Genomic DNA, 19277 nt, shown 5'->3' on the forward strand with positions numbered 1-19277 from the left:
ACAGACCACTCCGCACACCCCCTTTTCACTAACAATGGACGAACCACTCAAACTCATGGTTAAAATGCGTCTTTATCGCCCGATTTCTTTTCCATGCGCTCAATTTCCCTGCCATGGCATCGCCAGACCAATAAGCCCGACAACGAGCCCGCGCTGCGTGGTCCGCCGAAGCGGGCCGCCGACCGCGAATCGACGATCGACGAATTGCTTCGTCCCACATCGATCAGCAGTCCGGATGGAATCTCGCCGATACTCGACCTGATCGGTGATGACGGCCTTCACGGGCGTCTTGCCTCGGCGACGAACCGCGGCGGCGAGTCGACGGATGCCGTAATTACAATGGGCAGTGTCGAACACGAACGCGACATCATAGGCGTGCTCCACGCCCAATACTGGCGCGCGCTCGCCGATCCCGAGACATCCCTCGCCGACGCGTGTGCGACACAAACGGACGAGGCGTCGCAGCAGCCGCCCACACTCGAGATGCTCGGTGAGCGGCACGCCGACACAGATCACGACGCGTCCGATTCGATCGAAGTCCTGCTTTCCGGAGAGCGCTCGCTCGAGGATCTGTTCGATCGTCTCGACGGCGGCGAACCCGAGTTCGGAGAAGAGCCGGTTCCGGAAATCCTGCGCCTTTTCGCGCCGCCCGAGTTTCATGCGGTCACCGCGCAACGGCCCCCGGCGCAGCCTCCCGCGCTCACCCGCCGCGAACATCACATGCTGTCCATGGACAGCCCGCTGCCCACCCCATCGCGCACGGATCAATGATGACCCGATCGACCGCCGCGGAAGTGCTCCCGGCCCATCGCCTGAGCCAGGCACCACTCGACGAACAGATTGCGCGAACGGAAGCGCGCGTACGTGCGCAGCCAACCACTCCGCCACACCGGTGGGCGCTGTTCCAGTCGATGTGCGTGACCGGGCAATGGGCCAGGGCCATCCAGCAATTGCAGGTCTGGGGCAGACTCGTGCCGGACCAGGCGCAGACCGCACAGGTCTTTCGCGATCTGATCCGCGCGGAGCGTCATCGCGCACGGGTGGTCCACGGACGCGCGCGGCCGGGGTTCGTGTTCGACCCGCCGCCGTGGATCGACGGCCTGCTCGGCGCGCTACGTGCCGCCGCTGAGGGACAGCTCGAGGTAGCCGACGGGCTGCGCTCGGCCGCATTCGACGCCGCGCCCGATGTCGCCACCAGCATTCCCGACGGGACAGCCGCGTGGATCGTCGACAGCGACTCGCGGCTCGGTCCCGTCTGCGAATTCATCAGTGCCGGCCACTATCGCTGGGTGCCGATTGCCGACTTGGCGGGTTGGCGTGTGTCGACACCGACGACGCTCGTCGACCTGGTTTGGGCGCCATGCACGCTCACACTCGTCGACGGCAATACCCTCCACGGTTTCATGCCGGCGCGGTACCCCGGCTCGGAAGCCGGCAGCGACGCCGTGCGCGTCGGCCGCGAAACCGTCTGGCGGCACGAAGGCCGTACCGCCGCCATCGCGCTCGGGCAAAAGACCTGGATGACGGAACAAGGCGACTTCAGCCTGTTCGAGTTGGCCGATGCCACATTCGGCTCGCATGTCGCACGACACGCGACCGACAGGAAGCAGCTCGATGACTGACCGCAAGACACCTCCGCGATCCGCTGGCGCACCGGGCCGACGCACGCCCCGACGCGCCAGCGCACATCTGATGCCGACTCTGCTGGACCGCCTGCGCGACGACGCGCCGCATCGTCAAACCGAGGCACCCGAGGAATACACGGTGACGCGCAAGCAGATGCGCGATATCGTGCAGCGCGATCTGGCCTATCTGCTCAACACGACGAGCATCGCCGACCGGATCGACCGCGAACGCTACCCGCAGGCGGCCGCCTCGACGGTCAATTTCGGCGTGCCGCCGCTTGCCGGCACGTTTCTCGCATCGCGCCAGTGGAATGACATCGAGCGGATGATTCGCCGCGCCATTACCGATTTCGAGCCGCGACTTATGCCCGATACGCTGACGGTGTCGCCGCGCCAGTCGATCGACGCGGGCGAGCATCACAACATCCTCGCGTTCGAAGTACGCGGGATGATCCACATGGATCCATATCCGCTCGAATTCATGGTTCAGAGCTCACTCGACCTCGAAACGAGCGAGATACACATTACCGGCATGCGGCGCAACTGAGCCTCCCGACGACAACGACAACGAGACTTTTCGATGGATCCGCGACTGCTCGACTACTACAACCAGGAACTCGTCTACATGCGCGAACTCGCCACCGAGTTCGCGCATATCCACCCGAAGATCGCGCGCCGGCTCGGCATGCAAGCGGGCGACGTGGCCGACCCGTACGTCGAACGACTGATCGAATCGTTCTGTTTCATGGCCGCGCGCATGCAGCTCAAACTCGACGCGGAGTTTCCGCGCTTCACCGGGCGGCTGCTCGAAGTGACCTATCCGAACTATGTCGCGCCGACGCCGTCGATATCCATCGCGCGTCTGTATCCGGGACGCTCGGAGGGCAATCTTGCCGAAGGGCATTGCATCCCGCGCGGCACGGCATTCACGGCACGCGTTCCCGATGGCGAGCAAACCGCGTGTCGGTTTACGAGCGGCCAGGACGTGACGCTGTGGCCACTCACGATCACCGACGCGCGCCTGACGGGCGTTCCTCCGGACATCCCGGCACTCGATCGCCATGTCCCGCCCGATACTCAGGTGCGCGGCGCGCTGCGCTTGCGGCTGGCGACCAACGGCGAGATACGGGTCGCCGATCTGAAAGGGCTCGACCGATTACCGGTCTATTTGCCGGGCGACGAGCAAGTCGCGTCGCACCTGTTCGAACTGCTGCACGCGTCGAACATCGCTACGGTGATCGCGGCGCCAGGCGAGTTCGGCGCGCCGGGCCGCCCATGCGCGGCCGTCACCCGCAACGCGGTCGAACACGAGGGGTTGCGGCCCGACCAGAACCTGCTGCCGCTCAACTGGACGAAATTCCACGGACACAACCTGCTGCACGAATACTTTGCATGCCCCGCGCGGTTCTGGTTCTTTGCACTGAACGGCCTGGCCGAAGGCTTCTCCCGCATACCCGGTCGCGAAGTCGAGATCGTCGTGCTGCTCGACCGGGCGCCGGGCTCGCTCGCCACCCTGGTCGACGCGTCGCGCTTCGCATTGTTCTGCACGCCCGTCGTCAATCTCTTCAGGAAGCACACTGACCGCATCGAGATCTCGCCGCGCGAAACCGAATTCCATCTGGTGCCGGCGCGTCTCGCACCGCTCGATTACGAAGTGTTCTCCGTCGAGACGGTCTACGGACAAGTGGCGGCCACGTCGGCCGAACTGGAATTTCGCCCGCTCTATCAAACGCTGAACAACGACGAAGGCAATCACGGTCGCTATTTCTCGGCACGCCGCGAACGGCGGCTCGTGTCCAATTCGGCGCGGCGCTATGGCACGCGCACGCCCTACGTCGGCACCGAAGTGTTCCTGTCGCTGGTCGACCAGAACGACGCACCTTACGGCGAGGACATGCGCTTCCTGTCGGTCGATGCGCTGCTGACGAACAGGGATCTCGCGACGCTCGTGCCGCGCGACGGCGTGCGCGACCTCGACACCGCGCGATCCGCACCCGTCGAGAGCATCGGTCTGATCCGGCCGCCGAGCCCACCGTTGCCCCCTATGCCGAGCGTGAGATGGCGTGGCGCCTGATCCGCCAGCTCAATTTCAACTACCTGCCTCTCGAGGAACTCGATCATCGCGAGGGCGGCCAGGGCCTGCGCGATCTGCTGCGCTTGTATGTGGCGAACGGCAACACCGAACACGGCCGACAGGTTGAAAGCCTCGTCGGCGTGCAGACGCGCCCCGTGACGCGCAAGCTGCCCGGCACCGGCCCGATGACATTCGGGCGCGGCATCGAATGCGCATTGACGATCGACGAGACTGGCTTCTCCGGCGTCAGCCCCTATCTGTTCGGCGCAATCCTCGAACACTGGCTGGCCCGACATGTGTCGCTCAATAGCTTTACGCAGACCGAACTGCACTCGATGCAGCGCGGGCGCATCGCGCGGTGGCCCGTGCGCACCGGCACACGCGGAGTGCTGTGATGAAGCACGCAACGCTTGACGCACGTGTGCGCGACCACACGCTGTCGCCTGAACTGCTCGACCGTCTGCATACCGAACCGTGGCGCTTCGGATTCCTGTCGCTGCTGCGGCGCATCGGCGCGGACGCGGAAATCGATCGGGTGGGCACCGCGCGCAGGCCGCGGGCGGAACCATTCCGGCTCGGACAACAGCCGACCCTCGCCTTCGCACCGCGTGAAATCGCGAGCGTGAATGAAACCGCGGGTCGTCTCAAGGTGCGCCTGTTCGGACTGGGCATGCTCGGGCCGAACGGACCGTTGCCGATCCACGTCACCGAGATGGCAAAGGATCGCGAAGACAGTCGTCGCGACACAACGACTGTCGATTTCCTCGATCTTTTTCATCACCGTTTCCTGGCGCTGTTCTACCGCGCGTGGGCGTCGGCACAGGCGACGGCAGGGCTCGACCGCCGGGACGACGAACACTTCTCTTTCTACGTCGCGACCCTCGCGGGGCGGGACACCGCGGAAATCGGCCGACGCCCGCTACCGTCGCATGCGCGACTCGCAGCCTCGGCGCACCTCGTACGCGAATCGCGCAATCCGGACGGATTGCGCGCCACGCTCGAACACTACTTCGGCGTGCCGGTCGCGATCGAGGAGAACGTATTCCACTGGATCGAAATTGATTCAGCCGATCGGGGAAGAATGGGACAGCCGGGGCCGGCCGCGACGATGGGTCACGGCGCGATCCTCGGCCGCGTCGCGCCGGACCGCCAGCACCGTTTCCGCATCGTGATCGGACCTGTCGATCTCGAGGCTTATCTACGCTTTACGCCACAGGGCGAGGATTTGCCGCAACTGATCGAATGGGTGCGCGCCTTCGTCGGTCATGAACTCGAATGGGAACTCGAACTGCGCATCAGGCCCGACAGTGCGCCACCGGCCGTGATGGGCGGTGCCCAGCGCATCGGGTGGTCGGGATGGCTCGGCTGCCCGGGTCCGCACGAACCGATTACCGGCATGCGGTTCGAACCGGAGCGGCACGCACGGCGTGCCACGCGCCAGCCCACCGACTCCCGAAATTGACCATGAGCAAGAAACAGAACGCAAAACAGACCGCACCCGACCATGCTTCCGCCAAGGGTGCCGCGCCCCACGACTGGCTCGCGCCGATCAGCGACGGCGCGCCCTGCGGCCCCGATCTCGAATACGACCACGATTTCGTCGTGATATTTGCCAGCGCCGCGCCGAAGCAGGACGTGCAGTACGGGGCATTCGTCGGCTCCCCCGATCCGGTCAACTGGAGTGAGATCGAGCGCGACTGCCTGCGACTGATGGCGCGCACGAAGGATATTCGCGTGGCCGTGCTTTACACGCGGTGCCGTACGCGGCTCGGCGGCGCGGCCGGCCTCGCGGAGGGTGTCGGATTGCTGGCCGCCTGGCTGCTGGCGTTCGCGGAACATATCCATCCGCAGTCCGATACCGGGAACGAACGCGACGCTGCGCTCGACATGCGAATGAATGCGCTGCAGGCGCTGGCCGATCCCGATGGGCTGCTCGCCGATGTACGGGAAATCGTCCTCGCGAAATCGACACTGGCCCGGCTGCAGGTTCGCGATGTCGAACGCGCATTTGCCGTTCCGCGGTCGGTCGACGCGCTTGCGCTCGAGTCCGTTGCGCAGCAGTTGCGGGATCTGCGTGCCCGGCAACCGGCTGTCATGTCGGGATTCGACAACGCAATCGCCAGCCTCGATGCGATCGACGCGTGGAGCGCCAGACATCTCGAAGCGTACCGTCCCGATCTGTCGCTGCTGACCGGGTTGCTCGCCAAGCTGGGCGTGCGGGCAGAGACAGCAGCGCCCGAACCCATTGGCGAACCCGTCGAAGCCGCCCCGCCAATGGAAACGGCAACGAAACACGATGCGACGGAGACGCCAGCCGCTGCAAGCCCCGACCCGGCCAGCGTGTTCGACGCCGCTCCGGCCCGGCCCACGTCAGAACCTGTCGACCGCGAGGCAGCGCTTGCGTTGATCCGCATGGCCCGGACCTGGTTCGACGCGCATGAACCGAGCAGCCCGATTCCCGTGTTGCTCAATCGCGCGGAACGGTTCGCGGGCAAACGTTACGCCGAAATCGTCAAAGCAATTCCTCACGACTTGCTCGTGCAATGGGAAGAAACAGACGACGCGTGATGGCGGTGCGATGTTCCTTCCAGTTGAATACCCGCATCCATGCGCCGAACGCTCAGCGGGCCTGAGACGGTAGCGAATGCGCATCATGCGCTCGGGCGCTGGCAGTGCGACTGGTGAGCCCGGATATTCGCGCGGTCATACGTGAAACTGACGTTTGTATCCGCTTAGAGTACGAAACCTGCGGCACTATCGTCCGTCGTCGATGCGTGCCCGCGCTCGACCGGCGCGTGGAGCCGTCGCATTCGTGCCGTCACGGCGTGCGCGCCGCCACGTCCGACGCCGGCGCACCGGCCGCCGCGTCCGGATTCGGCATCAACCTCAACCGCACCCGCAACGGCTGCAGCATGTCCGGCGGCGGGGCTTCGTTGATCGGACTCTCGGTCAGCAACTGTCGCAGCGTCGCATCGGCATCGGCCGAGCCGAGCGACGCGAATTCGACACGTGTCACCGCACCGTTTGCCCCGATCCACGCGCGCACGACGATCGCCGGCGGCGGCGCATCGGCACGCGCGCTCAGCACGCGCTCTTCCAGATACCGATGCAGCCGGTCGGCCGCGTCGCCGTCCGCTTCGAGCCACGCCTGGAACTGGCGGCCGACGAGCTGCGCATAGCTGATCCACGGCTGCGGCACGTCGGCTGTCTGTGCGGCAACCGGCACGCATACGGCCAGCACGCATGCGCAAAGGCAGACGCGCAGCCACCCGGATACTGCCCCTTCCCACCTTCGCGCCATCATGCCTCCCGTTTCCCGTGTGTCGCCCACGCTCCCGAACAAACCACGCGTGCCGCACCGTCGCGCATCGCGCCCGATCGCCCGCCATCGCTCATCCGATTTCGATCGGCACATACAGCCGCGAGCCGCCGCGTTGCACGAGCAGCGCGACGTTGCCGTGCGCGGCGTCGATCTCGGCCATCAGCGCACCGATGTTCGCGACCGGCGTGCCGTTGACCGACAGCACGATGTCGCCGGGCTGCAGGCCCGCACGCGCCGCCTGACCGCTCGCCTGTTCGACGACGAGCGCGTGGTTCACGCCAAGCCGCTGCCGTTCCTGCTCGGTCGCGGCGCGCAGCGCGAGCCCGAATCGCGCCGGCCCTTGCGCGCCGCCAGCCGACACCACCCCGCTGTCGAACGCGCCGACCGTCGCGTTGACGTGCATCGTCCGTCCCGCGCGCCACACGAGCAGGTCGGCCTGCCGCCCCGCACGCATGCCCGCGATCGTGCCGAGCAGGTCCGCCGATTCGGCGACCGGCTTGCCATCGACCGCAAGCACGACGTCGCCTGCCCGAAGCCCCGCATGCGCGGCCGGGCCATCGGGTTCGACCATCGTGATCAGCGCGCCGTCGGCGTTCTGGAGACCGAACGAACGCGCGAGCGCCTGGCTCACTTCCTGCACGGCCACGCCGAGCCGGCCGCGCGTGACCTTGCCGGTGCGCAGCAGCTGATCCTTCACGTCGAGCGCGATGTCGATCGGAATCGCGAACGCAAGCCCCTGATAGCCGCCCGTCTTGGAGAAGATCATCGAGTTGATCGCGATCACGCGGCCGTCGAGATCGAACAGCGGCCCGCCCGAGTTGCCGGGATTGATCGGCACGTCGGTCTGGATGAACGGAATCGCACGCTCGCCGGGCAACGAACGCGATTTCGCGCTGACGATGCCTTGCGTGACGGTGTTCGCGAACCCGTACGGCGAACCGATCGCCATCACCCAGTCCCCGACCTCGGTGCGCGCGGCGTCGCCCGTCGCGACGACCGGGAGGTTGCGCGCGTCGATGCGGATCACCGCGACGTCGGACACCGGATCGCTGCCGATCACGCGCCCCCTGAACTCGCGCTTGTCGGTGAGCTTCACGTCGACGGCGGCCGCGCCGCCGACCACGTGCCGGTTCGTCAGGATCACGCCGTCCTCGCTCACGATGAAGCCCGAGCCGAGGCTCACCTCCTCGCGGTTGCCGATCACGCGCCGCGCGAGAAACGGCGCGAGCGGATGATCGGGGGCAATGCCCGGCGGCAGCTGGATGCCCATCTGCGTGACTTCGCGCGTGACGCTGATGTTGACGACGGCCGGGCCCACACGCCGCACGAGCGCCGCAAAGTTCGGCAGCGCGACGGTTGCGGCAACGGGACGGTCCGCTGCCGATGCGGCCCGTTCGGCGGCCGATGTCGCGGCCGATGTGGCCGCCATCGCGGCCGTCGTCGCGATGCACGCGCATGCGATGACCAACGCGCTTATCGTCATTCGCGGCAGCACTGTCCGCCCGATGTTCATGCAGACGTTCACGTCGTGGCTCCTCGTCTGTTCCCGATGCCGCGCGCCATCATGGCTTCGGCGGCACCGCGACCGGTGCGTCAGGCCGTTGCGGCGTCACCGAGCGGCCCCAGTTCGAGCCGAAGCGGTTCCGCTCTGTCGACAAGTTGAACGTGCCGAGACGATTCGACGGCTGCTTCGACAACCGCTCCGAATCCGTCTGGGACGCCGCGCCGGGTTGCGCATCGGCGGTCGGTTTCAGTTGCTGGCTCAGGCAGTCGTACGACAGCGCGCGCTTGCCGTCGACTTCCGCGTCGACGCACACGGGCTTCGCAGCGGAACCGGGCTCGGCTGCCGCCGTGCGACCGCCCTGTGCAAGCGCGCCGGCAACCGGCAGCACGCAGGCGATCGTCACCAGCATCTTCAGTCGCATCTTCATCCACGCTTCCCCTCGAACACGGTCTGTTGATCCCCGTGCGTTCGTCCGTTCATGCGAGCGCGCCGTGCGCCCTCGGCCGCGCGAGAAAGCGCTCGAACGCAGCGCGCTCGGCCGCTTCGACCGCAGGCGCGAGCACGTCGGCGCTCCGCGCCCATGCGTCGCGCATCCCGTCGACCGGTTGCCACGCCTGCACCTGCGCGCCGGTCGGATACGGCGTGATGACCGGTTCCCGATAGTCGACGCGAAAGAGTCGCGGCGCATCGCTGCCCGCCTTCCACAGGTCGCCGACGTCGCGCACGCTCGCATCGAACCAGAACCGCACCCAGCGCACCGTCGGCGCGAGCACCGCAACCCCGGACGCGACAGCGGCCGGCTCGTCGCCGACGGGTGCATCCGGCACGCGCAGGAAGCCGGCCAGCACAAGCAGCACGGCCGCGAGATCGGCGTCGCGCAGCGTCCGGTACGACCAGAGATCCGCGACGTCCATGCACGCGATCACCGCGATGAAACGCTCGATCGTCAGCGACGGCCACGCATGTCGCATCAACGCGTAATGACGTGCCCATTGCACGACGAACCCCTCGCGATGACGTGCCGCCACCCGCGCGTCGCGCGAGCCGCGGATCGTGAGCTCGTCCGGCTGGTATTGCCGCGTCGTCAGCACGCACTGGGCCGAACAGCGCGCGCTGCGGTGCCGTGCGTGGCCGCCCGCGCCGGGCAGCGGTTCGAGCGCGCCGAAGCACAGCGGGCAATGCGTCGGCCATTCGCCGGGCCGCCCCGGCCACGGGTTCGCCTTCGGCAGACGCGGACGATCGGGCGCGGCAGCCGCGCGCCGCCGCCCCGGCTTGCGTGCATCGGGCGCCATGGCGCGCGGCGTCGAATGGACAGGTGCCATGGGCGCCTACCGCGCAGCCGCGAGCGCTTTCTTCAGCGCGTCTTCGTTGATCGGCGCATTCGCGGCGAGCTTCGCGAGATACGCCCGTGCGTTCTGTTGCGTGCGCTGCGCGCGCAGCATCGTGCGCACCTGTTCCTTCACGTCGGCGAGCGGGCGCGGCGCGGCCGCGCGCACCTCGAGCAGCTTCACGACATGGAAACCCGACGGGGTGCGGACAGGCGCCGACACCTGGCCCGGTTTCAGCGCATCGGCCGCCTGCCGCACGGCCGGCAGCATCACCGAATCCGGCACGAAGCCGAGATCGCCGCCGTTCGCCGCACTCGTCTTGTCCTGCGAATTCGCCTTCGCGAGCGCCGCGAAATCGCCGGTGCGTGCGCGGTTCGCGAGATCGGTCGCCTGCTTGCGTGCGGCATCGAGCGTCGCGGCATCGGCATCGGGCGGCACGGCAATGTAGATCTGCGCGACGTGCAGCGCGCGCGGTGCGGTGAATGCGGCACGATTGCGCTCGTAAGCCGACTGAATCTCGGCGTCCGACGGATAGTCGGCCGGCGGTGCGCTCACCGACGCGAGATAGCTGCGCGCGACGATGTCGCGCCGCGCCTGCTCGATCGCCGTCTGCACCTGCGCGTCTTTCTCCCAGCCCTTCGATTTCGCCTCGGCGAGCACCGCCTTCTGCGCGAGCGTCGAGCGCACGATCTGGTCCAGCGCCGCCGGATCGGCGGCGAGCCGCTCCCGCCCTTCGGGGCTCACCGCCTTCAGCAGGCTCGCGATATCGGACTGCGTGACCGACGCCTGCGCGGCGTTTGCAATCACGTCGTCCTGCGCGTGCGCGGCGAGCGGCGCGGCCAGCATCAGACCGCCGACCATCAGCGCCAGCGTCTTCATCTTCGTCATCATGGTTCGACTGCCCTCTCGATTGCGTTGAATCGCGCACGCCGCAGCTCGCGCGACCTACGCGTCGTTACGTTCGTCGCCGCATCTGCTAGCGCAGGCTCGACAGCGCCATGCGCAGCACGATCGGCTGGGTCATCCCGTGCGGCGGTGCCGTGCCGACCGCGCAGCCGACGAGCGCGTCGCGCAGCGCCGCATCGACCGCAGGATCGCCGGCTGGCGCGCTGTCCACGCGCATCACGTGACCGCGCCGGTCGAGCCACGCGCGCACCGGCAGCATCAGCCGGTCGTCACCGGTATCCGCCAGCCGGTCGGCCCAGCGCACGACGTCCGCGCGCAACCGGCATGCGGCCGCGTCGTCGCCGTCGATCGCAGCCTGCAACCGCCGCGCGACACCGTCCGCATACGCGAGCCATGCGGCCGGCGCGTCGGCGGCGGCCGTCGTGCGCGCGGCGGGTTGCGCGCGCTCCCGCAGCAGCGCGCGCAGCGCGGCGCCGATCCAATGGCCGGCGCGCCGGCTCGCTGCGATCATGACTGCGCCGCGACCTCGGGCGGTGCCGCGACCGCGGCCGGTACAGCCGTGTCGCCGCCCGTCGTCTCGCGGGCCGCCGCTTCCTGCTCGGCCATCGCCGGACGGTTGCGCAGGTGCAGCAGGAATTCCTGGATCAACCGGTCCCACAGCTCGACCGTCGAGCGCAGGTGGCGCTCCGACACGCCGCCCGCGACCACCACGTCCATCTCCAGCGCGAGAAACGCGCCGTGGCTCGCGAGGCGCGCGAAGCGCTTGGTGCGGTTCCAGTTCGCGACGAGTTCCGCCGGCAAGTCGCCCTGCACCTGCAGCACGCATGACAGCGTGTAGTCGATGTACGGGATCGCCGCGGCATCGGCGCCCTGCGGCGCGAGCGCGACGGCCGGATTGCCGAAGCGCACCGCAAAGCCGACACCCTGGCTCGCGCTCATCAACTGCATCGCGCCGTTCTGTTCGGCGATGGTCACGCGGTAGCCCGCGCGGCGCAGGATGTCGGCGAGGTGTTCCGCGCTGATCGCCTCGATCGGCGCATCATGTGCGGCGCGCGCGTCGGCGGTATTCGATTGCGTGTCTTGCATGTCTGTCTTCCCGGTGTTCAACGAATCGATCGGTTCAAGGCCTTGCTGCGGCCAGGTCACTGCGCACTGACGGATGCGGCCGATGCGGCGGCCGCCGATGCGGGCGTCGCGGCCGGCACGCGTGCGGCCGGATCGTACTTGCCCGCATACAGCGCATCGCCGTAGCGTTGCGCGATATCGTCGTACTTCACGCGCGCCGACTGCGCGAACGGCTGCCGCGACGCGAAGAACGTGCCGATCCCGACATGCTCGTATGCGTCGAGGATCTCGTGGCCGACGCGATACAGCTCCGCATTGTGTGCCTGGCAGGTTTTCAGTTGCGTGTCACGCGCGGCGATGTCCTTCTGCGCCTGTGCATGCTGCGCATCGCGCGCATGCGACACGGCAAGCAGGTCCTCGTACGACGCCTTGTATTTCGCCAGCGCGCGCGCATCCTGCTCGCGGCCCGCCCGCTCCGCCGCGAGCGCGCGTTTCGCGGCCGCTCCGGCGCCGGAATCGCCGCGCGCCGACGCGAGCTGCGCCTGCGCCGTCTTGAGCTGTGCGAGCGCGTCGTCGCGCTGCTTCTCCGCGGTGGTCTTGTCGGCCTGCAATTGCGCCTGGTTGTCCTGCAGCTGGCGCAGCTCCTGCACGGTCGAGCGCAACTGGCTGCGCAACTTTTCCTCGATGCTCTGCGCGTGCGCGCCGCCGGCCGCGAGCAGCAGCGCAGCCGCGAGCATCGTGCGATAGGTCGTGTTCATCCGCGGCTCCGGTCAGAAGCGAGCGTTGAGCTCGAGCTGCAGCACGTCGATCGAAACCGGCGGCCCGTACACTTCCTTCGAGCTCAGGTAGCGGGCCGATACCCACGTGTCGCGCGCGACCGCATACGCGGCGCCGATCACGTAGCCGCGCGCGTTGGTGCCGCCGAGGTGGAAGTCCGGATCGTTGAACGCGTCGAGCACGGCGTCCGGCTGCAGGTACTTGTAGGCGATCGAGAAATTCCACTGGCCCTTCTCGCGCGGCTCCGGCTCGCCGATCGTCGCCTTCGCGAGGAAGCCGTTCGGACCGCTGCGGTAATCGGCGCGCGTCGCATTCACCGACGTCGATTCGTAATTGTTGACCGGCAGCGACGCGGCCGCGAACGCCTTGTTGTCGTTGTACGCAAGGTTGCGCACGTATTCGCCGTCCAGACGCAGCTTGATGCGATCGGCGACGATGGTGTCCCACTGCGCCTTCAGGTCGAGCAGCCGGTAGTTGTACGCGAGGCCGAACAGTTGCGGCTGCGGCGTCATCCCCGGGGCGAGATTCGGGTTCTGCACGATGTTGCGCAGCGCGATCAGCGTGTTGCCGCCCTGCATGAACGCCGGCGCCTCGTTGTCCGTGCTGCAGCTGGTCGCGCCGAGGTACAGCGCGCACGGCGACGACAGCGTGCCGCGCATGTTCTGGAAGTCGTAATACGCGACCGCGCCGCGCAGCCGGTTCTTCGCGTCGATCTTCCAGTCGGCGCCGAACTGCGCGCCGAACATCCATTTCGTGTCGCTGCCGGCCTTGTCGGTGCTGTTGGACGGGAAGTTCTCGCTCGTGTACTGGATCGGAAACACGCCGAGCGTGCCGAACAGCGTGACGTCCGGATTCCACGGCAGCGCGTGACGCAGGTTCGCGGCCAGGCCGTCCATCATCAGGTCGTCGGAAAACACCAGGTCCGATTTGAAGAACGGGTTGTCGAAGCGGCCTGCCGTCAGGTTCAGCCACGGCGTCGCCCGATACGCGAAGAACGCCTTGTTCAGCCAGATGTTCTTCTTGCCCCAGCCGCCACCGGCCGTACCCGTGGTGGAAACCGGGCCATTGTCGTTGCCGCTCGCGAGCTGGAGACCGGCGATCATGTCGTCCGACAGCGTCGCCGTCACGCCGAGCCGCGCGCGATAGCGCAGCAGGTTGTTGCGGTTCTGCGTGGTGTTCTGCGTCGGCAGCTGCGTCGTGTTGGTGTTCGGATTGATGTCGAATCCGCCGCCCTGGTTGATCGCCGCGAAGTTCGTCACGTTGTTCGCGTTGCGGCTGCCATAGAAGTGGTATTCGTCGCGCACGCGCATGTCGCCGTCGAGCTTGATGCGCGACACCCAGTCGGGGAACGTGTTCGGCTGCGCCCAGTTCTCGGCCTTCGCCTGCGCGATCACCTCCTGCTTCACCTGGTCGCGAATCTGGTCGCGCACGAGCTGCGGCACGTACGGCACCGCGACGTCGCCCGGCTGCGTCGGCGGATTGACCACGCCCGCGCCGGCCACGACCGCCGCGCCCGAGCCGCGCGCGGCGCGCGCCTGCACGGCTTCGGTGCGCGCCTCGCTGATCAGCTCGTTCGCGTTCTGCTGCGTGAGCACGCCACGCTTGACGAGCAGGTTGATCAGGTTGATCACCACGCTCTCCGTCGGCGCGGCCTTGCCCGACGCGGCCTGCGCCTCGAGCGACTGGGCGTGCGCGGCGGACGCGCACGCGAGCCCGAGCGTCAGCACCGCCGCGCCGACGCGCGACAGGCGCGCGGGCAGCGCCCCGCTGCGGGGCAGCGCCCCCCGTCCGTTCATCTTGTGAATCATCGAAGCACTCCGAACAATTTCCGTTTCTTTTCCGGCAGCATCCGTGCGACGGACCTGCCCCGTGGATTCATTCGCCATTCGCGCGCGGTGCGTCATGCCGGCTTGCGACCCTGAAGCCTGACGAGCACCGGGTACGCGGTCGCGGGCGGCGGCGCCTCGTCGACCCGGCCGAGCGACTCGACCGCCGCGATCACCGCCGCATCGATCTTCGCGTCGCCGGTCGATTGCGCAACCGTCACCCTCGTGATGCGTCCGGACGCGTCCATCCACAGGTTCAGGCTGCCCACGAAACGCGCGCCGCCGGCTTCCTGCACGCCCTTGTCCTGCTCGATCGCGCGCTGCAGCACGTACACCATGTACTGCGCGTAGCTCGCATTGCCGAACTTGCCGCCTCCGCCGCTGCCGACCATCCCCGAGCCGTCGCCCGCGCCGATGTTGAAGCTGTCGGTGCCGGCCTGCGCCGGCGCGTTCATCGTCATCTGCTTCGGCTGGTTGTCCGACGGTTTCGGCGCTTCGGACGGCTTCGGTGCGATCGTCGGCCGCTCGACCGGCGTCTTGACCTCTTCCTTCACCTTCTCGGGCGGCGGCTTCCGCGGCGGCGGCGGAGGCGGCGGCGGCAGCGGAATCACCGTCGTCACCTGCGGCGCGCTCGCGCGCTTCACGCCCGCCGTATCGCCCGCGAAATGCCAGATCAGCGCGGCGAGCGCCGCCAGCACGAGCGCGATCGCGACGGGTTTCACGTAGCGGCCGGGCCCCTTGTCCGGCGGGCCGCCGTTGTAGGTCATTTCCATCGCGCTAGCCGCCCTGCTTCGCCTTGCCGGTCACGAGGCCGACTTGCGACAGATCGAGGCGGCGCAGCAGGTCGAGCACGTCCATGACCTTCTGGTACTGCACGGCCGCGTCGCCCTTCAGCACGATCGGGAATTCCGGGTTGGTCGCCTTCTCGGTGCGCAGCCGGCTCTCGAGTTCGTCCATCGTCACCGGGTACGCGTCGAGGAACACCTGGCCCGAATCGGCCACGGTGATCGCCTTCGTCTTCGGCTTCGCGAGGCTCGCGGACGAGCTCGCCTTCGGCAGATCGACCTTGATGCCCTGCACCGACGCGGTCGTCATGATGATGAAGATGATCAGCAACACGTACGCGAGGTCGAGCATTGGCGTGATGTTGATGTCGTCGTACGGCTTGTCGTCGTCCTGAACCTGCATGGTGGTCTCCTGCGTGCGTTCAGTCGGCCAGCACCGCGTGATCCGGCGTGCGATGCGCTTCGGCGAGGCGCGTGACGAATTCGTCGACGAACACCTGCATGTTCGCGGTCACGTTCTTGTTGCGGATCAGCAGGTAGTTGTAGCCGAACAGCGCGGGAATCGCGACGAACAGGCCGGTGACGGTCGCAAGCAGCGCGGCCGCGATACCCGGCGCGATCGCGTTCACGTTCACGTCGCCGGCCGCGGCGATCGCCGCGAACGTGATCATCACGCCGACCACGGTGCCGAGCAGGCCGAGGAACGGGCCGCCCGAGATCGCGATGGTCAGCAGCACCATCGATTTCGACAGGCGCTGGTTCTCGCGCACGAGCGTCGCGTCCATCGACGCGCGGATCGCCTCGATCGACTCGCTCGTGATCACGGTGCGGCCGTTTCCGTCCACGCGGCTGTGGATTTCATGCACGCCGGCCTTGTAGAGCCGGTAAAGCGACGACTCGTAAAGCCGGCGCCCTTCGGTGCTGGCCTCGTCGACGTGCGCGAGCCCGACCAGGTGGCGCCCCGCCACTTCGCGAAAGCGCTGCACGAAATACTGGTTCGCCTTGTCGACCGTGCCGACGTAGCGGGCCTTGGTCCACATCACGATCCACGACACGAGCGCCATGCCGAGCAGGATCGTGATCACGACCCACGCGTCGACGGTCACCGACTGCACGATCACGCCGAAGTAACCGAAGCCGAAGCCCGATTGCTTTTCGTCGGCGCCGTACGCGACCAGCTTCGATTCCGAGCCCTGGGCCAGCGCATCGACCGCGAGCGCGGCGGGCGAACGCGCGATCTTCGACAGCCGCAACTCGTCGAGCGTGCCCGTGTACGCGGCGAAGCCCGCCGGTGCGCCGGCCGCATCCGCGCCGACCGTCGCCACGCCATTCAGCGCGGGCAGTGCCGCCGCGACCTGCGCGGCCTGCTTGCCGTTTATGTAGACGGTCAGGTTCTTGCCGTCGGCCGTCACCGCGACGTACGTCCACTGGTTCGCCGCGACCGGTGACGTGGCCGGCGTGCGCACCGGCGCCGCGCTGCCGGCCGCGCCGTCGACTTGCGCGAACGGTACGCCGTTGTCGAGGCCGATCAGCAGCGCGTTCGCGCCGTCGCGGCGGCTGTAGAGCAGCGCATTCGGTGCGAGCACCGCAGGTTTGACCCACGCGCTGAACGTGAAGCCGCCGCCCGCCGGCAGGTTCAGCGACGGGCTCGCGGGCAGCGTCAGCGATGCATTGCCATCGAAGCGCGCGCCCTTGCCGACGATGCCGTCCTCGACCGTGCGGAACGTCGCGTTCTGAGCGTTGTTCGCATACGCGGTCACGTCCTTCGGCGGCGCGCCCGACGCGCCGTTGAAGTGATAGACGAGCGTGTAGTCTGGATCGAACGTTTCGGCCGGCTTGCCGCCGTCCGGCGCCTTCTTGTTGCCGTAATACATCCAGATCGATTCCGCTGCGCCCCCCGGCATCTTCGGCACGTCGACCCAGATCAGCGCGACGCCGAGCACCGGGTCGTACTGTTCGACGTGGTAGTTCAGCGGCGTTTTGTCATCCGCCGCGACGAAGCGGATATCGGCGCCGTTGTCGGCCAGCCCGTCGAACTGGAAGTTGCCCGAATGCAGGCGGATCAGCAGCGGCACGCGGCCAGCCGAATCCGCGAGGTTCGCGCCTTTCGGGCTCGCGTCGATCGTGATCGCCTTTCGGTACGACCAGTCGTTCTGCCACCATGCGTTCGCAATGCCGGGCAACACGCCCAGCATCACCGCCAACAGGAAAAACAAGACTCGCTTCACGATCCACTCCCCGAATGTGCGGGCGCGCCGCTCGTCGCATCGCCCCGGCACGGTCAAAAAAAATCCGTCAGAACCCCAGCCGTACGTAGAAATCGAAACGCGGGCTGTACTGCCGCGTATAGACACCCGCCTTCAGTGGCCAGCCGGCCTCGAAATCCGCGCTGGCGTACTTCATCAGCTGCAACCGCGTGCCGACGCCGACGCTCATCAGGTTGAAGCGCGACGTCTGCTCCGGCAGCGGGCTCAGCAGCCACAGGTGTGCTGCATCGAAGAACGCGTGGAAGCGCCACTCGTTCACGCGGCTGCCGACCGCGCCGCCGAGCCACTTCGACAGCGACGGGCTGCGCAGCTCGAGCGACGCGATCACGCCGCTGTCGGCCGTGTCTTCCGCCTGCATGTAGCCGCGCACGCTGTTCATCCCGCCAGCGGCGAACTGCTCGCTCGACACGAGCGGCGAGTTCGAGATCTGAGCGCTCACGTGCGCGTTGGCCTGCATGTCGTTCGCGAAACGCTGCGTATGGTTCACGTCGAACTTGCCGTACACGAAATCCGGCGTCGCGTTGTAGCGCTTGTTGTCCCAGGCGCCCCAGTCGCTGCCGAGGCCGCGGATGTTGGTGGTCAGCGACGCGGAGAACGACGTCTGCGAGTTTTTCAGGCTCAGCTGGCCGTTGTACGAGAACGTCACCGGCACGTAGGTCAGCGGCGCGGTGGACGTCTGGCCCACCAGGCTCACGTTCTCGTCGTAATGCTTGCGGTCGATCTCGATGCTGACCGAGTGCGCGTAGGTGTCCGACGCGGGCAGCGCGTAGATCGCGGTGAAGCCGTAGGTCGTGCCCTTGCCGAGCACGTTGGTGCCGCCGACCGACGCGACGTTGCTGTCCGAGTGCACGACGGTGGCGAGGAAGCTCCAGCGCGTGTCCTTGATCGGCGCGAGATACGAGAACGCGTACACGCGCGCATCGTTCGGATGCTGCGGCGCAATCACATAGGTGCCGGAAATCACGTGACCGAGCTGCCAGAGATTCGAATAGCTGAGGCTTGCGCTCGTGCGCAGCGTCGACGTGCCGGGGCTGTTGTCGTTGTTCAGTTCGAGCGTGCCGTGCAGCGGGCTGTGATCGTCGACCTTGAGATCGACGTCGACCGTCTGCGGCATCGCGCCCGGCTTGAGCACCGGAATCACCTGCCGGTCCGCCGAGCGGTTCAGGTCGGTAAGCTGCTGCTGCGCCTGGTTGAAGTCGGGCACCTTGCCTTCGGCGAGCGCGGGCACCGCGTCGCGGATGTTTTGCGGCGAGTTGTATTGCGCGCCCTCGACGCGCAGCCGGCCCACCTTCGCCTCGGTCACCTGCAGCAGGATCACGCCGTTCTTCACCTGTTGCTGCGGCAGCTCGACGACGACCGACTGGTAGCCGCGCTCCTGATAGGCCTTTTGCAGTGCATCGCGCGCGGCATTTACGTCGGCGAGCGTGCGGCCCGGCCCTTCGAACGGATAGACGGCCTTTTCGATCTCGAGCGTCGGCAGCGTCGTGTTGCCGCGCACGACGAAAGCGTTCAAGTCGAACGTCTGCGGCGCCGACGATCCCGACGCCGCGGTATTTGCGGCCGGCGTCGCGGAGGCTCCCTGCGCGCGAACGCCCGATGCGATACACAGCCCTCCGGCCAGCACGGCACCGGCCAGGCATCGGCATTTCAGCCGCCATCGTTCGCGTGACTTGCGGTCTACTCTCGGCGGCATGCGCCATTCCCCTTTGTTGTTCCGGATCGCCGAACGGCCGCGCTGCCCAAGCCGCCCGCCCCGCTATCAAATGCCTGTTTCACTTTGATGACTATTTATTCGCCA

Annotated in this window: 18 protein-coding genes and 1 pseudogene; 6 read left to right on the top strand and 13 right to left on the bottom strand. The window is 67.4% G+C overall.

Annotation, left to right across the window (positions count from 1 at the left end):
• The first annotated feature begins 93 nt into the window (after positions 1-93).
• From WI26_RS22390 to WI26_RS22415, 6 genes and pseudogenes are all read left to right on the top strand, one after another.
• Entirely contained in the window at positions 94-771 is a 678-nt protein-coding gene (locus WI26_RS22390; RefSeq protein WP_069227228.1) for a TagK domain-containing protein, read from the top strand.
• Positions 771-1622, top strand: a complete 852-nt coding sequence (locus tag WI26_RS22395; RefSeq protein WP_059594836.1) for a type VI secretion system accessory protein TagJ — start codon at positions 771-773, stop codon at positions 1620-1622. The genes WI26_RS22390 and WI26_RS22395 overlap by 1 nt, the downstream gene beginning before the upstream one ends.
• A 70-nt stretch (positions 1623-1692) precedes the next feature.
• Positions 1693-2172, top strand: coding sequence for a type VI secretion system baseplate subunit TssE (gene tssE, locus WI26_RS22400; protein WP_155624450.1), 480 nt, complete (start codon positions 1693-1695; stop codon positions 2170-2172).
• A 33-nt stretch (positions 2173-2205) separates the two neighbouring features.
• A pseudogene (tssF, locus tag WI26_RS22405) lies at positions 2206-4094 on the top strand (type VI secretion system baseplate subunit TssF).
• Positions 4094-5161 carry a type VI secretion system baseplate subunit TssG gene (tssG, locus tag WI26_RS22410; RefSeq protein ID WP_069227229.1) on the top strand — a complete coding sequence of 356 codons (1068 nt, stop codon included), beginning with the start codon at positions 4094-4096 and terminating at the stop codon, positions 5159-5161. Before tssF ends, tssG begins: the two are co-directional and overlap by 1 nt.
• 2 nt (positions 5162-5163) lie before the next feature.
• Positions 5164-6267 (top strand): ImpA family type VI secretion system protein, encoded by a 1104-nt coding sequence (locus tag WI26_RS22415; protein ID WP_069227230.1) that lies wholly within the window; start codon positions 5164-5166, stop codon positions 6265-6267.
• Positions 6268-6517: 250 nt separating this feature from the next.
• Here WI26_RS22415 and WI26_RS22420 read toward each other — a convergent pair whose 3' ends face one another.
• The 13 genes from WI26_RS22420 to WI26_RS22480 all read right to left on the bottom strand — a co-directional run bounded on the left by WI26_RS22420 (position 6518) and on the right by WI26_RS22480 (position 19172).
• Positions 6518-7000 (bottom strand): hypothetical protein, encoded by a 483-nt coding sequence (locus WI26_RS22420; RefSeq protein ID WP_069227828.1) that lies wholly within the window; start codon positions 6998-7000, stop codon positions 6518-6520.
• 91 nt (positions 7001-7091) lie between these two features.
• Positions 7092-8450, bottom strand: coding sequence for a Do family serine endopeptidase (locus WI26_RS22425; RefSeq protein ID WP_236849364.1), 1359 nt, complete (start codon positions 8448-8450; stop codon positions 7092-7094).
• Positions 8451-8583: 133 nt separating this feature from the next.
• Entirely contained in the window at positions 8584-8952 is a 369-nt protein-coding gene (locus WI26_RS22430; RefSeq protein WP_196480752.1) for a hypothetical protein, read from the bottom strand.
• 49 nt (positions 8953-9001) lie between these two features.
• The gene (locus tag WI26_RS22435) at positions 9002-9847 is read right to left on the bottom strand and encodes a hypothetical protein (protein WP_069227231.1); all 846 of its coding nucleotides are present in this window, start codon (positions 9845-9847) and stop codon (positions 9002-9004) included.
• 6 nt (positions 9848-9853) lie between these two features.
• Positions 9854-10744, bottom strand: a complete 891-nt coding sequence (locus tag WI26_RS22440; RefSeq protein ID WP_069227232.1) for a peptidylprolyl isomerase — start codon at positions 10742-10744, stop codon at positions 9854-9856.
• A gap of 85 nt (positions 10745-10829) precedes the next feature.
• Entirely contained in the window at positions 10830-11270 is a 441-nt protein-coding gene (locus WI26_RS22445) for a hypothetical protein (protein ID WP_059464597.1), read from the bottom strand.
• Positions 11267-11845: a YbjN domain-containing protein gene (locus WI26_RS22450; protein ID WP_059464596.1), complete on the bottom strand. Its 579-nt coding sequence runs from the start codon at positions 11843-11845 to the stop codon at positions 11267-11269. The genes WI26_RS22445 and WI26_RS22450 overlap by 4 nt, the downstream gene beginning before the upstream one ends.
• A gap of 56 nt (positions 11846-11901) precedes the next feature.
• The gene (locus WI26_RS22455) at positions 11902-12582 is read right to left on the bottom strand and encodes a hypothetical protein (protein WP_069227233.1); all 681 of its coding nucleotides are present in this window, start codon (positions 12580-12582) and stop codon (positions 11902-11904) included.
• 12 nt (positions 12583-12594) lie between these two features.
• Positions 12595-14409, bottom strand: a complete 1815-nt coding sequence (locus WI26_RS22460) for a putative porin (RefSeq protein WP_069227234.1) — start codon at positions 14407-14409, stop codon at positions 12595-12597.
• A 92-nt stretch (positions 14410-14501) separates the two neighbouring features.
• Positions 14502-15200, bottom strand: a complete 699-nt coding sequence (locus tag WI26_RS22465) for an energy transducer TonB family protein (RefSeq protein WP_081334318.1) — start codon at positions 15198-15200, stop codon at positions 14502-14504.
• A 4-nt stretch (positions 15201-15204) separates the two neighbouring features.
• The gene (locus tag WI26_RS22470) at positions 15205-15615 is read right to left on the bottom strand and encodes an ExbD/TolR family protein (protein WP_027780971.1); all 411 of its coding nucleotides are present in this window, start codon (positions 15613-15615) and stop codon (positions 15205-15207) included.
• A gap of 19 nt (positions 15616-15634) precedes the next feature.
• A complete protein-coding gene (locus tag WI26_RS22475) occupies positions 15635-17440 on the bottom strand; it encodes a DUF2341 domain-containing protein (RefSeq protein ID WP_069227831.1) in 1806 nt (601 codons plus the stop codon).
• 67 nt (positions 17441-17507) lie between these two features.
• The gene (locus WI26_RS22480; protein WP_236849316.1) at positions 17508-19172 is read right to left on the bottom strand and encodes a ShlB/FhaC/HecB family hemolysin secretion/activation protein; all 1665 of its coding nucleotides are present in this window, start codon (positions 19170-19172) and stop codon (positions 17508-17510) included.
• Positions 19173-19277: the final 105 nt, after the last annotated feature.

The sequence above is a fragment of the Burkholderia diffusa genome (assembly GCF_001718315.1).
Lineage (GTDB): Bacteria > Pseudomonadota > Gammaproteobacteria > Burkholderiales > Burkholderiaceae > Burkholderia > Burkholderia diffusa_B.